Source organism: Bradyrhizobium campsiandrae (assembly GCF_014529705.1).
Taxonomy (GTDB): Bacteria; Pseudomonadota; Alphaproteobacteria; order Rhizobiales; family Xanthobacteraceae; genus Bradyrhizobium; species Bradyrhizobium campsiandrae.
The window spans coordinates 45,616-58,891 of the sequence record NZ_JAANIH010000024.1 but is presented as its reverse complement, the minus strand read 5'-3'; the positions used below and the strand labels follow the sequence as shown (position 1 = coordinate 58,891).

Sequence of the window (13,276 nt, the reverse complement as noted above, 5' to 3'; positions counted from 1 at the left end):
GCTCGGGACATCTCATGCGGCATGACAGCGCGATCACGGCGTTTCAGCAAAAGCGGGGCGGCGAGGCAGCCGCCTTCTTCGCGCCGTTCCTGGCCCCTCGCATGAGGCTGCTCGACATCGGCTGCGGCCCGGGAACCATCACGGCCGCGCTTGCGGAAATGGTTGGCATCGCCATCGGCGTCGATATCGAGCCGCACCCGCTCGCTGCGGCCCGGCAGATTGCCGCGCCATCGGCCGCAACCAATCTTTCCTTCGTCGAAGCCGACATGACCGCGCTTCCATTCGGGGACGCCGCGTTCGACGCGGTCTTCTTTCATGCGGTGCTCTATCATCAGGGCCCGGCAGCGCTGACGCGAACGCTTGCCGAAGCGCGTCGCGTGCTGAAGCCGGGCGGGATGCTTGGCACGCGTGACGCCGATGTCGGCGGCAACATTCTTTATCCTGAGCTCGAGGGCGTGCGCCTCGCGCTCGAACTCTGGCAGCGCTGGTATGAGCATGACGATCCGGACGCGCTTCGCTTCGGCCGCCGGCAGAGCAGCATTCTTCGCGCGCACGGCTTCACTCCGGTCTGGGCCGGCGCGAGCTATGTCAATCACAGTGCCGATGCAGCAAGCCGTGCGGAAGCGGTTGCAGATGCCAGGCGGAGCCTGCTTGGTCTCGGCCCGCAGCTTCTCCACAAGGAGCTAGCGACCAACGAGGAGATTGAGGCGGCGCTTGCCGGCTGGGACGCCTGGGGATGCAATCCGGACGCGATCTACTTCAGGTGCCGCTGCGAATGCGTCGCACGCAAGCCGTAAGCCAATCCATCTCAGCAAAAAGCCCCCGGCTCGCGAGAACCGGAGGCTCGTTCCTCTTGGAAACGAGAATGGCGATCAGCCCTTCGTCATCGTGATGTTGACGCCACGGATCTCGCCCTTCGACGAGATCTGCACCGTCTGCTTGGAGCCGTTGGTGCGCAGCGACAGATTGGCGGCAAAGCCGTTGGCTTCGACGAACACGTCGATCTGGCCGCCGCCCGCGGTGCCCTGCAGATTGCCGAAGATGTTGCGGTTCGACTCGCTCCAATTGCCGGAGATGCGGTCGCCCTGACTCGTCACGTCGCTGGTGAGGTCGAACTTGTAGCTGTCGGACGCGCAATGCAGGGCCTGCTTGAGGCCGAGGCCGCTGCCGGCGACTTTGTAATCCGCCTTGCAGCGGATGCGCTCGGTCGAACCGTCGGACAGCGACACCGTGCCGGTGCCGGTCCATGCCCCGTCGAAACCGGCGAACGGTCCGGACGACTGCGCGTGGCCTGCAGTAACCGAGAAGAGCAGTGCAGCCCCAATGCCGGCCGCCTTGATCGCATGTCCAGATCGCCCAAAGAATGTCATCATCAATATCCCGTTTTGGAACGACGTCTCTTCGTCAAGGGACGTCTCGCCACATCGAAAGTTTAGTGTTGTGAGCCGGTGTCAGGTTCAAGAGGGTTCAAGGCCTGACCGTTCGTGGCGTGTTGCTCTCGGAGCGGTTGCCACGGTCCATCCCGATTTCTCTTTGTTTCCATGTGCTTCTGGCTCAAACGGCCGGGCCGACAGATGCAGCGCTGCAACAGGTATGCAGTAAAACACCGCCTGCCAGAATTATGACGTAGTATCAATCCCTTACATCTGTCAATGAAGGTTGAGGGAAGCCCTGATTTGGCAGGCGCGGCGCCAATTTGGCCGCAATTGCCAGCGCTTGTGGCCTTCTCCGGCGCCGCTCTCATCCCGCGGTAACTTGCCATCAGAACAATCTGTTCCGTCGGCCCTGTGCTGTCCGGGATTGGTGCGATTCTGCCGTCAGAATGAAGGAATACAATGCGTAAGCTTCTCGTCGCTCTCACCGTGCTGTCGGCAACCCTGTCCACGGCTGCGTTCGCCCAGCAGGGGCGTGGCACGGACGCCGAGCAGAAGGCCTGCACGCGCGACGTGCAGAAGTTCTGCCGTCCGGTTATCGACCAGGGCGATTTCACCATCCTGGCCTGCCTCAAGGAGAACCGGGCCAAGATCTCGCAGGCCTGCGACCAAGTCCTGAAGAACCACAACCAGTAAGCTCGGCCACTGGCCCACAAAGGCGGCCGCGGGCCGCCTTTTCAGGCCGGATCCGCATAGGGCTGCCATCGCGCGACAGGATTGGTTTTGCGGCCGTATTCCCCTATATGGGGGCCGCGGCGGCGTCGCCGGCATCAGCCCGCGAGCGCAAAAGCCCTTTCTGTCCAAACGATTGTTGATCAGCCCTCGATGACCTCTGCGAGCGAATTGCGATCCGGCAAGGGTGACCGCGACGAGAATTTTCCCGTCGCGTCCTGGATCATTCATCCGCGTCATCGCGCGCTGATCCTGGCCTATTACAATTTCGTCCGGACCGCCGACGACATCGCCGACCACGCCACCCTGCCGGCCGACGAAAAGCTTCGCTACCTCGACCTGCTCGAGGCGGAACTGCTCGGCAAGGGCGACACCCAGGCGGAGGCCGTCGCGCTGCGGCGTGCGCTGGCCGAGCGCGGCATGGCGCCCCGCCACGCGCTCGATGTGCTCATCGCGTTCCGCATGGACGTGACCAAGCTGCGCTATGAGACCTGGGACGAGGTCATCCACTATTGCCGCTATTCGGCGATGCCCGTCGGGCGTTTCATGCTCGATGTCCATGGCGAGGCGACCTCGACCTGGGCTGCGTCGGACGCGCTCTGCGCGGGCCTGCAGATCAACAACCACCTCCAGGATTGCGGCAAGGATTTTCGCGAGCTCAATCGGGTCTATCTGCCGCGCGACGCGCTGGCCGCAAGCGGCGCCTCGGTTGAGCAGCTCGGCCTGGCGCAGTCGCCGCCGGCGATGCTGGCCTGCCTTCAGGGCCTCGCGGCGCGCAACGAAGCTCTGCTCAATGAGGGCAGGTCGCTGGCTGCGGAAATCCGGGATGTTCGCCTCGGCGTCGACGTCGCGGTGATCCAGGCTTACGCCGACCGCATCGTGCGCCTCTTGAAGGTGCGCGATCCCCTGCGCGAGCGCGTGCATCTGAACAAGCTCGAACTGCTCACCTTCAGCCTTGCCGGCATCGCCGGAGAGCTCGGCCGCCGTGCGATCGGCCGCAAGGCCATCTCGAGACCGGGGACCGCCCATGACGCTTGAGGCGACCGCGCCCGGCGCCAATTATGGCTCGTCCGCATCGAACAGCTCCTTCTACGCTGCGATGCGCATTCTGCCGCGCGACCAGCGCGAGGCGATGTTCCAGATCTACAGCTTCTGCCGCCAGGTCGACGACATCGCCGATTCCGACGGACCGCGCGACGAGCGGCTTGCCGCGCTTCAAGAGTGGCGCAACGACATCGACGCGCTCTACCAGGGCAATCCGCCGCCGCGGCTGAAGGATTATGTCGCCTCGGTGAAGACGTTCGGGCTGAAGCGCGAAGATTTCCTTGCCATCGTCGATGGCATGGAGATGGACGTGCCGCAGGACATCCGCGCGCCCGACATGGCGACGCTCGATCTCTATTGCGACCGCGTCGCCAGCGCCGTCGGACGGCTGTCGGTGCGGGTGTTCGGCCTGCCGGAAGAGGACGGCATCCTGCTCGCCCATCATCTCGGCCGCGCGCTCCAGCTCACCAACATCCTGCGCGACATCGACGAGGATGCGGGCCTCGGCCGGCTCTATCTGCCGCGCGAAGCGCTGCTGCATGCCGGCATCACCTCCAACGATCCGAGCCGCGTGATCGCCGAACGCGCGCTGCCGAAAGTGTGCCTGTCGCTGACGCAGCGCGCGAAGGCGCATTTCGAGAAGGCGGACGAGATCATGAACCGCAACAAGCGCCGCGTCGTGCGCGCGCCGCGGATCATGTCGAAATATTACCACGCCATTCTTGACCTCCTGATCGCCCGCGGCTTCAACGCGCCGCGCCAGCCGGTGCGTGTGTCCAAGATCACACGCTTCGCGATCCTGTTCCGCTACGCTTTTATCTGATGCAAAACACAGCTCACATCATCGGCGCTGGAATTTCCGGCCTCTCCGCCGCTGTGCGGCTCGCCAATGCCGGCTTCAAGGTCGCCGTGCACGAGGCGACCCACCAGGCCGGCGGCCGCTGCCGCTCCTATTTCGACGGCGCCACCAATCTCACCATCGACAACGGCAATCATCTGCTGCTGTCGGGCAACAGCCACGCGCGCGCCTATGCGCGCGCGATCGGCACCGAGGCCGGCCTGGTCGGCCCTGACAGCGCTCAGTTTCCCTTCGTCGACATCAAGACCGGGCAGCGCTGGCAGATCGATCTCGGCAACGGCCGGCTGCCGACCTGGGTGTTCGACGAGGGCCGCCGCGTCCCTGATACGGGCCTTACCGACTATCTCAAGCTGGCGCCGCTGATCTGGGCGTCGGAACGGACGCTGGTCGGCAAATCCATTCCGACGGAAGGCATTCTCTATCAGCGCCTGGTGCAGCCGCTGCTGCTGGCCGCGCTCAACGTCGATCCGCCCGAGGGCTCGGCCGGGCTTGCCGGCGCGATCGTGCGGGAGACGCTGCTCGCGGGCGGGCAGGCCTGCCGCCCGCTGATCGCGCGCGATGGCCTCAGTGCCGTGCTGATCGAGCCTGCCGTAAAATTCCTCACCGAGCGTAGCCACACCGTTCAGCTCGGCCATGAGCTGCGTTCCTTCGTCGCCACCGAAGGCAAGGTCACCGCGCTGAACTTCGGCGGCGAGGACGTGGTCCAGTTGGCTGCGGGCGACATGATCGTGATGGCGGTGCCGCCGCGCGCCGCGACGAGCCTGCTGCCGGGCCTGACGGCGCCGACCGAATTCCGCGCCATCGTCAACGCACATTTCCGCTTTGAACCGCCGGCGGGCTCAGCGCCGATCCTCGGCGTCATCGGCGGCGTCGTGGAATGGCTGTTTGCCTTCCCGAACCGGCTGTCCGTCACCATCAGCAACGGCGATCGTCTGGTCGACATGCCGCGCGAGGAACTGGCGCAGGCGATCTGGAATGACGTCTGCAAGGCGGGCGGTGTTTCCGGCGAAATGCCCCCTCCATTGCCCCCCTGGCAGATCGTACGCGAGCGCCGCGCCACATTTGCGGCGACGCCGGCGCAGAACGCCCTGCGTCCGGGGCCGGTCACTGCGCTGAAAAACCTGTTCCTTGCCGGCGACTGGACTGCTACGGGATTGCCTGCAACGATCGAGGGATCGGTCCGGTCAGGTGACCGCGCGGCCGATCTGGTTCTCGCCGCAAAGCGGCCCTGACGGGCAATGCCGGTCATATTCAATCGACGTCAGGAGCAATCGAGCGACATGGATTCGGTGGACACGACCAGCCGCGAAGCTTTGGAATCGAGCATTGCGTCGGCCACGCAAGGCGTGCTCGGCTTGCAGCAATCCGACGGCCATTGGGTGTTCGAGCTCGAAGCCGACGCCACCATCCCGGCGGAATACGTGCTGTTGCGGCATCATCTCGGCGAACCGGTCGATGCGCAGCTCGAGGCCAGGATCGGCAATTATCTGCGCCGCATCCAGGGCGCCCATGGCGGCTGGCCGCTGGTGCATGACGGCGCCTTCGACATGAGCGCCAGCGTGAAGGCCTATTTCGCGCTGAAGATGATCGGCGATTCCGTCGACGCCCCGCACATGGTGCGGGCGCGCGAGGCGATCCGTTCGCGCGGCGGTGCCGTCCACAGCAACGTCTTCACCCGCTTCACGCTGGCGATGTTCGGCGTGCTGACCTGGCGCGCGGTGCCGGTGTTGCCGGTCGAGATCGTGCTGCTGCCATTCTGGTCGCCGTTCCACCTCAACAAGATCTCCTATTGGGCCCGCACCACCATGGTGCCGCTCCTGGTGCTCGCGGCGCTGAAGCCGCGCGCGCGCAATCCCAAGGGCGTCGGCATCGACGAGCTCTTCCTGGAGGACCCGCGCACGATCGGCATGACCGCGAAGGCGCCGCATCAGAGCCTGGCGTGGTTCCTGCTTTTCCGTTCGCTCGATGCGATCCTGCGCGTCATCGAGCCGATGTTTCCGAAGAGCCTGCGCCAACGCGCGATCGACGCGGCGCTCGCTTTCACCGAGGAGCGCCTCAACGGTGAGGACGGCATGGGCGCGATCTATCCGCCGATGGCCAACATCGTCATGATGTACGACGCGCTCGGCAAGGATGAGAACTATCCGCCGCGCGCCACGACGCGGCGCGGTCTCGACAAGCTGCTCGTCATCAACGGCGAGGAGGCCTATTGCCAGCCCTGCGTCTCGCCGGTGTGGGACACGACGCTGACGGCACATGCGCTGTTGGAGGCCGGCGGCGACAAGGCGGTGCCAGCGGCGAGGCAGGGCCTTGACTGGCTGATCCCGAAGCAGGAGCTCACGGTGAAGGGCGACTGGGCGGTGAAGCGGCCGGACGTGCGCCCCGGCGGCTGGGCCTTCCAGTACAACAATGCCCATTACCCCGACCTCGACGACACCGCCGTCGTGGTGATGTCGATGGATCGCATGCGCAAGGAGCACGGCATCGCCGGCTACGACGCCGCGATCGACCGGGCCCGCGAGTGGATCGAGGGCATGCAGAGCGACGATGGCGGCTGGGCCGCCTTCGACGTCAACAATTTCGAATATTACCTCAACAACATCCCGTTCTCGGACCACGGCGCGCTGCTCGATCCGCCGACCGAGGACGTGACCGCGCGCTGCATCTCCATGCTGGGCCAGCTCGGCGAGACCGAGACAACCAGCAAGCACGTCGCCGATGGCGTTGCCTATCTCAGGAAGACCCAGCACCCCGAGGGGTCCTGGTATGGCCGCTGGGGCATGAACTTCATCTATGGGACCTGGTCGGTGCTCTGCGCCCTCAACATGGCCGGCGTCGACCACACCGATCCCATGATCCGGAAGGCCGCGGCCTGGCTCGCCTCGATCCAGAACAAGGACGGCGGCTGGGGCGAGGACGCGGTCAGCTACCGGCTGGATTACCAGGGCTGGGAATCGGCTCCCTCGACCGCCTCGCAAACGGCATGGGCCTTGCTTGCGCTGATGGCGGCAGGCGAGGTTGATCACCCGGCCGTCGCCCGCGGGGTGGAGTACCTGATTGCAACACAGAACAAAAAAGGGCTGTGGGACGAGCAGCGCTACACCGCCACAGGCTTTCCGCGTGTATTCTATTTGCGATATCATGGTTACCCGAAGTTCTTTCCGCTATGGGCGCTGGCGCGGTATCGGAACTTGCGGAACACCAACAGCAGGGTGGTAGGGGTCGGGATGTGACTTTGGGGACGGGGGACTACGCTACCGCGGGCAATGCCATCGACCCGCGGCCGATATTGATTGTGACCGGTTTGGTCCAGGAGGCCCGCATTGCGGCCGGGCCCGGAATGGCGGTCATCTGTTCATCCAGCAGCCCGACCCAGTTGCGGGCGCTGCTGACCGTGGTCGATCCCGAGACGATTCGCGGCGTGATTTCGTTCGGAGTGGCCGGCGGGCTCGACCCGACGCTGCGCTCCGGTGACGTCGTGCTGGCGACCGAAGTGCTCGCCGGCGACGCCCGCTGGGCCGCCGGCCTGTCGCTCGGCGACGACCTCATCGACCGCCTAACGTCAGGTCGCCGCCGCGTCGTGCGCGGCAGCCTCGCCGGCGCCGAGGAGGTGGTCACGAAGAGCTCCTGCAAGGCGGCGCTGCATTCCGAGACCGGCGCCTCCGCCGTCGACATGGAAAGCCACATCGCCGCGGCCTACGCCGCCGAAGCCGGCTTGCCGTTCGCCGCGGTCCGCGTCATCAGCGATCCCGCCCATCGCGCGCTGCCGGCCATCGCCCGCGCCGCCATCAAGCCGAACGGCCAGATCGACCTCGCCGCCGTGCTGCGCGGCATCGTGCGCAACCCGGCGATGCTGCATGCCCTGGTCTCGACCGGCATCGACTTCAACCGCGCGCTGCGGTCTTTGCGCGGCTGCCGCGACTATCTGATCGGCACCGAGCTCATCGACAGCGAGGCCCTGGTCTCCAAGGCGGCCTGACCTGTTGATGCGATAAAACAAAGGCCCGGTCGCGTGGGCGACCGGGCCTTTTGCTGTGTGGTTTGGGCGGCCGTGCTCACTCGGTCGCCTCCATGCGGTTGCGGTCCACCACAAACAGCGTCCGCCGCATCATGCCCTCGACGATGGCCGCCGCCTCGCTGGGACGCAGATAGATCGCCGTGGACTTGAGCAGCCAGGGCAGCACCGCTTGCTCGAGCCGCTCCTCATAGGCGCGGCGCATCATGTCGAAGGCCTGCAGGCCGGGTCCCGCCAGGATCACGTGATGCGGGCGCAGCACGGATATCGTTGCCGCGACCGCCTCGGCAAGGGCACGACCGGCCTGCTGGAAGACGTGCTCGAGGCGGGAATCGCCGCTGCGCGCTCGCTCGCGCAGGAGGGCCATCTGCGCCTCGGAAGGCTGTTGCGCCGCTGCCGGCGGCAGGTCGAGAAAGGTGCGGGCGTCGCGGTAGAGCGCATAATCGGCGAGATGGGCCTCGATGCAGCCGCGCTGGCCGCAGCGACATTGCGGTCCGTTCGATCCCAATTTGATGTGGCCGATCTCGCTGCCGGCGCCGGCGCCCCAGCGCGCTTCACCGTCGACCACGACGCCCATGCCGACGCCGTGGCCGACCATGATCGTGGCCGAGAGGCCCTGCGCCAGCGACGGCTCTGCGGCGGTGAGGGCGAGCGCAACCGCGACGGCGTCATTCGCCATCACGACTTCGGCGTCGAAAGCCTGGCGCACCGGCGTCACCAGATCGACATCGGTGACGGACAGCGCCGGACTCCAGAGATGCCGGCCGGTGTCCGCGTTGACGATGCCCTGGAGGGCGATCCCTATTCCGAGCAGGCGATGGCGCGGTGTGGCGGTTGCTTCAAGCATCGCATCGATCTGCGCAATCACGAGATCGCACAACGCGCCTGCATCGAGAGCCCGCGTCGCGATTTCGAGCCGCGATTGCGCCAGGCTCGAGCCGCTGAAATCCGCGATCAGCGTTTCAATCAGATTCATGCGCAGCGAGATCGCAATGATGCGGCCGAATTCCGGGTTCAGCGTCAGCAGCACGGCGGGCCGGCCGCGGCGGCGGCCGTTCAGCCCGTCCGTATCGTCCTCATCCGTGTCGTCGGACCATGAGGTTGCCGCTGCTTCGGTCTCGCGCAGCAACTCTTCCGCGATCAGTCGCGACGTCAGGCCTGAGATGGCGGGGAAGCTCAATCCCGTGCTCCGGGCCAGCTCGACGCGCGGCAATGGTCCCTGGCGCCGTAAGACTTCGACCAGGCGGCCGCGGTTGGAGCCGCGGCCGATGCTTGAGGCGCGTCTCGGTGGCTCGATTGGGTCAACCATGTTGTCTCTTTAATTTATTACGTGAAATTAATTTAGAGGCAGAAGGGTAGTGTGACCAGAAAGGCACAACCATACGGCTCCGTTTGCGGGCCATATTTACTATTATCATACCTCATGTACTATTTCCGCTTGAAGAGAGAGCCAGTACATCCTGTTTTTGGTGTTTTTGCTCTGCGACATTTCTTCTCTACGTGAATAAAATAGGGCGCAAAAGCGCCGGGAAATCCCCCGTCAGGGGGCAAAGGGAGGTGCAGATGAACGGATTGATGAAGAAATTGCTAGTGCCGTTGCTCGCGACTGCCGCGTTCGCAATGGCGCCTGATATGGCGCAGGCCCAGCAGAAGAAGACCATCGCGCTCGTCACCAACGTTGCGGCCGATTTCTGGACCATCGCCGGTCGTGGGCTCGAAAAGGCCCAGAAGGAGCACCCGGACTACAATATCGAATTGATCGTCACCAACGAGGGCACGGCGGCCGGCCAGCGGCGTGAGCTGGACGACCTTCTGGTGCGCGGCGTCGCCGGCATCTCCATCTCGGTCGACGATGCGCCTCATGCGACCGAGCAGCTCAACAAGGTTGCGGCCAAGACCGTGTTGATCTCGACGGACAGCGACGCGCCGCAGAGCAAGCGCCTTGCCTATATCGGCACCGACAACGTCGCGGCCGGGCGGCAGGCAGGCGAGGAGATCAAGAAGGCGCTGCCGAACGGCGGCAAGATCGCGCTGTTCGTCGGCACGATGGACGCGGACAACGCCCGCGAGCGGGTGCAGGGGATCAAGGACGCGATTGCCGGCACCAAGGTCGAGTTGGTCGACGTGTTCACCGATCAGGTCGACTTCGCCAAGGCCAAGGCGAACATGGAAAACGTGCTCGTCAAATATCCCGACATTGCGCTGTTGTCCGGCCTTTGGAGCTACGAGACGCCGCTGATCTATGACGCGGTCAAGGCGGCGGGCAAGGCCGGCAAGGTGAAAATCGTCGGCTTCGACGAGGACCAGCGCACGCTGCGGGGAATATCCGACGGGACAATCGAATCCACTGTCGTGCAGCAGCCGTACGAATTCGGGTATCTCTCCGCCACCAACATCATCAAGACGCTGAACGGCGACAAGTCCTGGATCCCGGCTGACGGCAAGCTGATCGTGCCTACTCAAGTGATCAGCAAGTCCAATGTCGCGGAATTCACCGCAAACCTGAAGGCGCTGCTGAAGAAGTAACGTCAGCGCCTTCGACGCCCGGCTGGCACAGTCGGGCGTCGTGCGGGAGGAACGAATGGCCGAAACCCTGTTCGAGCTCGCCGGGATCAGCAAGTCCTATCCCGGAGTCATGGCCCTCGACGACGTCAGCCTGCATGTGTATCGCGGCGAGGTGCTGGGCTTGATCGGCGAGAACGGCGCCGGCAAATCCACGCTGATGCGCGTGCTGGGTGGCGTGATCGCGCCGACCAAGGGTGTGATCCGCATCGGCGGCACCGAGCACGACCGGCTGACGGTGAACGAGGCGACGCAGGCCGGCATCGCCTTCGTGCATCAGGAACTGAACCTCTTCGAAAATCTCGACGTTGCCGCGAACGTCTTCATTGGACGGGAGCGACTTGTCGGCGGCCCGCTGAAGCTGGTGGATGATGCACAGATGCGCGCCCGCGTGACGCCGCTGCTCGAGCGGCTTGGGGCCGATTTCACTCCGGACACGCTGGTCGACAATCTGTCGATCGCCGAGCGCCAGCTCGTCGAGATCGCCAAGGCGCTCTCGATCGACGCCCGCGTGATCATCATGGACGAGCCGACCTCCAGCCTGACGATTTCGGAGACCGAACGGCTGCTGGACGTGATCGCCGACCTGAAGGCGCACGGCATCTCGGTGATCTACATCTCTCACCGGCTCGGCGAGATCATGACTTGTGCCGACCGTGTCGTGGTGCTGCGCGACGGACGCACGGTGGGAGAGCTGGCGCGGGACGGGCTGAGCCATGCCGCAATGATCCGGCTGATGATCGGTCGCGACCTGAAGGCGCTGCATACGGCGCCGAAGCGGCCACCGCAGCCGGGTGGCTGCGACATCGTCGGCCTCGTGACATCGGCCTTTCCCGACCGGCAGGTCGATCTTTCCGTGCGGCATGGCGAGATACTCGGGCTGGCAGGGCTCGTCGGCGCCGGTCGCACGTCTCTTGCCCGCGCGGCGTTCGGCATTGACCCGCCGCTGGGCGGCGAGATCAGGATCGACGACGCGCCGGTCGAGGTCGCAACGCCGCGCGACGCGATCAGGCAAGGCATCTATCTGATGCCGGAAGACCGCAAGAAATCCGGCCTCGTGCTGGAGCTGCCGATCCGGGAGAACGTGACGCTGGCCAGCCTGCTGAATTATGCGCGGATGTGGCTCGTGAGCGGCCCGGCGGAACGCAAGGTCGCAAAAGAGCAAGTGAGGCGTCTTTCCATCAAGGTGCCGAGCATCGACATGGAGGCCGTGACGCTCTCCGGCGGCAACCAGCAAAAGGTCGTGCTGGGCAAGTGGCTTTCGATGCAGCCGCGCGTGATGTTCTTCGACGAGCCCACCCGCGGCGTCGATGTCGGCGCCAAGAGCGAGATCTACGCCTTGATGCGCGAGCTCGCCGACAAGGGCGTCGCGATCGTGATGATTTCCTCGGACATGGAAGAAGTCATCGGCGTCTCCGACCGGATCGCGGTGATGCATGAAGGCAGTGTCAGCGGCGTGCTGGAGCGTCCGCAGTTCAGTGAATACAACGTGCTGCAGCTTGCGATCGGCCAGACGCCGGAAGCCGTGGAAGCGGCTGCACCATGAACAAGAAAGAACTCGGCCTGGGTTTGCTGCTCCTGGTGATTTCCGCCGTCACGGGCGTGATCAATCCGGCCTTCCTGTCGCTGGTGAACCTGCTGAACATGGCCAACCTGATCGGCCTGTTCGGTGTGTTCGCCCTTGGCGAGGGGCTCGTGATCATCACCGGCGGCATCGACCTTTCGCTCGGCTCGATGTTCGCGCTGCTCGGTGTCGTGTTCATCGACCTTCTGACGACGTATCAGGTTCCCTGGCCATTGGCGCTGCTGGTCGTATTGCTGGGCGGGCTGCTGCTGGGAGCAATTCAGGGCTTCCTCGTCACCCGGCTGAAGATGCAGCCCTTCATCGTGACGCTGTGCGGGTTGCTGATCTATCGCGGCGCCGCCCGCTACTACACGTCCGACTCCACACGTGGCTTCGGCTATGGCGACGAGGCTGCGACGCTGAGCAGCATCGCCTCCGGCCATGTGGCAGGCATCCCGAACACCTTTATCCTTCTCATCATCCTTGCGCTCGTCCTCGGAATGCTGCTGCACCGGTCGGTCTACGGGCGCTGGCTCTATGCCGTCGGCAAGAACGAGGAGGCGGCGCGCTTCTCCGGCATCAACACCAACATGGTGATCGCGACCGCCTATATCATCAGCGGTGGGCTCGCCGGCGTTTCGACGGTCTTGTTCGTGTTCTACACGAACTCGGTGTCTCCAAGCTCCTTCGGCAATTTCTATGAACTCTACGCGATCGCGGCTGCGGTCCTCGGCGGGTGCAGCCTGCGCGGCGGCGAAGGCTCCATTCTCGGAATCGTGCTGGGGACTGCGCTGCTGCAGGTCCTGCAGAACCTCGTGAACATCCTCGGCATCCCCAATTCCCTGAACTTCGCGGTGATGGGGACGGTGATTCTGATCGGCGTGCTGGCGGATCATCAGTTGCAGGCCCGGCGGCGGCGCAAGATGGCGCTGGCAGGTCTCGCCCGCACGGCGCCGAGATCGGCATTCGAAGGACAGCAGGGCGCGGCACCGCGCGGCGTGGACGCGCTGCCGGCGCGAACGGGCGACCAGGCATGACGGATCCAGGCTCCAGTCGACACACACAGCCGCTTGGTGGGCGCGCGGCTGTGATCGTGTGCTGGAGAAGGAGCACGCTCCAGGCTCGAG

12 protein-coding genes are annotated in these 13,276 nt (G+C 64.9%); 10 read left to right on the top strand and 2 right to left on the bottom strand.

Translation table 11 applies throughout. From position 1 onward, the window contains the following. Nucleotides 1-14: 14 nt before the first annotated feature. Nucleotides 15-797 (top strand): class I SAM-dependent methyltransferase, encoded by a 783-nt coding sequence (locus tag G8O24_RS19270; protein WP_188101995.1) that lies wholly within the window; start codon nucleotides 15-17, stop codon nucleotides 795-797. 75 nt (nucleotides 798-872) lie between these two features. On the opposite strand, the gene G8O24_RS19265 is transcribed toward G8O24_RS19270, so the two are convergent. Continuing rightward, nucleotides 873-1,370 (bottom strand): hypothetical protein, encoded by a 498-nt coding sequence (locus G8O24_RS19265; RefSeq protein WP_188101993.1) that lies wholly within the window; start codon nucleotides 1,368-1,370, stop codon nucleotides 873-875. Nucleotides 1,371-1,835: 465 nt separating this feature from the next. Here G8O24_RS19265 and G8O24_RS19260 point away from each other — a divergent pair, with 465 nt between their 5' ends. The 6 genes from G8O24_RS19260 (at nucleotide 1,836) to G8O24_RS19235 (ending at nucleotide 7,987) form a co-directional block, all read left to right on the top strand. Further along, nucleotides 1,836-2,069 carry a hypothetical protein gene (locus G8O24_RS19260; protein WP_188101991.1) on the top strand — a complete coding sequence of 78 codons (234 nt, stop codon included), beginning with the start codon at nucleotides 1,836-1,838 and terminating at the stop codon, nucleotides 2,067-2,069. Between the two features lie 189 nt (nucleotides 2,070-2,258). Beyond that, a complete protein-coding gene (gene hpnC, locus G8O24_RS19255) occupies nucleotides 2,259-3,143 on the top strand; it encodes a squalene synthase HpnC (protein ID WP_188101989.1) in 885 nt (294 codons plus the stop codon). Further along, nucleotides 3,133-3,972, top strand: a complete 840-nt coding sequence (gene hpnD, locus G8O24_RS19250; protein WP_188101987.1) for a presqualene diphosphate synthase HpnD — start codon at nucleotides 3,133-3,135, stop codon at nucleotides 3,970-3,972. The genes hpnC and hpnD overlap by 11 nt, the downstream gene beginning before the upstream one ends. Then, nucleotides 3,972-5,240: a hydroxysqualene dehydroxylase HpnE gene (gene hpnE, locus G8O24_RS19245; protein ID WP_188101984.1), complete on the top strand. Its 1,269-nt coding sequence runs from the start codon at nucleotides 3,972-3,974 to the stop codon at nucleotides 5,238-5,240. The genes hpnD and hpnE overlap by 1 nt, the downstream gene beginning before the upstream one ends. 48 nt (nucleotides 5,241-5,288) lie before the next feature. After that, nucleotides 5,289-7,241: a squalene--hopene cyclase gene (shc, locus tag G8O24_RS19240; protein ID WP_188101983.1), complete on the top strand. Its 1,953-nt coding sequence runs from the start codon at nucleotides 5,289-5,291 to the stop codon at nucleotides 7,239-7,241. Beyond that, nucleotides 7,175-7,987: a phosphorylase gene (locus tag G8O24_RS19235; RefSeq protein WP_244645905.1), complete on the top strand. Its 813-nt coding sequence runs from the start codon at nucleotides 7,175-7,177 to the stop codon at nucleotides 7,985-7,987. The genes shc and G8O24_RS19235 overlap by 67 nt, the downstream gene beginning before the upstream one ends. 76 nt (nucleotides 7,988-8,063) lie before the next feature. Here G8O24_RS19235 and G8O24_RS19230 read toward each other — a convergent pair whose 3' ends face one another. Next, nucleotides 8,064-9,332: an ROK family protein gene (locus tag G8O24_RS19230; protein ID WP_188101979.1), complete on the bottom strand. Its 1,269-nt coding sequence runs from the start codon at nucleotides 9,330-9,332 to the stop codon at nucleotides 8,064-8,066. A gap of 254 nt (nucleotides 9,333-9,586) precedes the next feature. On the opposite strand from G8O24_RS19230, the gene G8O24_RS19225 reads away from it, so the two are divergent. From G8O24_RS19225 to G8O24_RS19215, 3 genes are read left to right on the top strand one after another with little or no spacing between them, the layout of a single operon-like run. Beyond that, on the top strand, nucleotides 9,587-10,549 hold the full coding sequence (locus G8O24_RS19225) for a sugar-binding protein (protein ID WP_188101977.1): 963 nt from the start codon (nucleotides 9,587-9,589) through the stop codon (nucleotides 10,547-10,549). A gap of 55 nt (nucleotides 10,550-10,604) precedes the next feature. Further along, entirely contained in the window at nucleotides 10,605-12,131 is a 1,527-nt protein-coding gene (locus tag G8O24_RS19220; RefSeq protein ID WP_188101975.1) for a sugar ABC transporter ATP-binding protein, read from the top strand. Beyond that, nucleotides 12,128-13,186 (top strand): ABC transporter permease, encoded by a 1,059-nt coding sequence (locus G8O24_RS19215; RefSeq protein WP_188101973.1) that lies wholly within the window; start codon nucleotides 12,128-12,130, stop codon nucleotides 13,184-13,186. Before G8O24_RS19220 ends, G8O24_RS19215 begins: the two co-directional genes overlap by 4 nt. Nucleotides 13,187-13,276: the final 90 nt, after the last annotated feature.

Excerpts from the sequence above, each read along its gene's own strand:
- G8O24_RS19220 (WP_188101975.1), top strand. The coding sequence starts at position 10,605 with ATGGCCGAAACCCTGTTCGAGCTCGCCGGGATCAGCAAGTCCTATCCC.
- G8O24_RS19215 (WP_188101973.1), top strand. The coding sequence starts at position 12,128 with ATGAACAAGAAAGAACTCGGCCTGGGTTTGCTGCTCCTGGTGATTTCC.
- hpnE (WP_188101984.1), top strand. The coding sequence starts at position 3,972 with ATGCAAAACACAGCTCACATCATCGGCGCTGGAATTTCCGGCCTCTCC.
- hpnD (WP_188101987.1), top strand. The coding sequence starts at position 3,133 with ATGACGCTTGAGGCGACCGCGCCCGGCGCCAATTATGGCTCGTCCGCA.
- G8O24_RS19270 (WP_188101995.1), top strand. The coding sequence starts at position 15 with ATGCGGCATGACAGCGCGATCACGGCGTTTCAGCAAAAGCGGGGCGGC.
- G8O24_RS19260 (WP_188101991.1), top strand. The coding sequence starts at position 1,836 with ATGCGTAAGCTTCTCGTCGCTCTCACCGTGCTGTCGGCAACCCTGTCC.
- G8O24_RS19225 (WP_188101977.1), top strand. The coding sequence starts at position 9,587 with ATGAACGGATTGATGAAGAAATTGCTAGTGCCGTTGCTCGCGACTGCC.
- G8O24_RS19230 (WP_188101979.1), bottom strand. The coding sequence starts at position 9,332 with ATGGTTGACCCAATCGAGCCACCGAGACGCGCCTCAAGCATCGGCCGC.
- G8O24_RS19235 (WP_244645905.1), top strand. The coding sequence starts at position 7,175 with ATGGGCGCTGGCGCGGTATCGGAACTTGCGGAACACCAACAGCAGGGT.
- hpnC (WP_188101989.1), top strand. The coding sequence starts at position 2,259 with ATGACCTCTGCGAGCGAATTGCGATCCGGCAAGGGTGACCGCGACGAG.
- shc (WP_188101983.1), top strand. The coding sequence starts at position 5,289 with ATGGATTCGGTGGACACGACCAGCCGCGAAGCTTTGGAATCGAGCATT.
- G8O24_RS19265 (WP_188101993.1), bottom strand. The coding sequence starts at position 1,370 with ATGACATTCTTTGGGCGATCTGGACATGCGATCAAGGCGGCCGGCATT.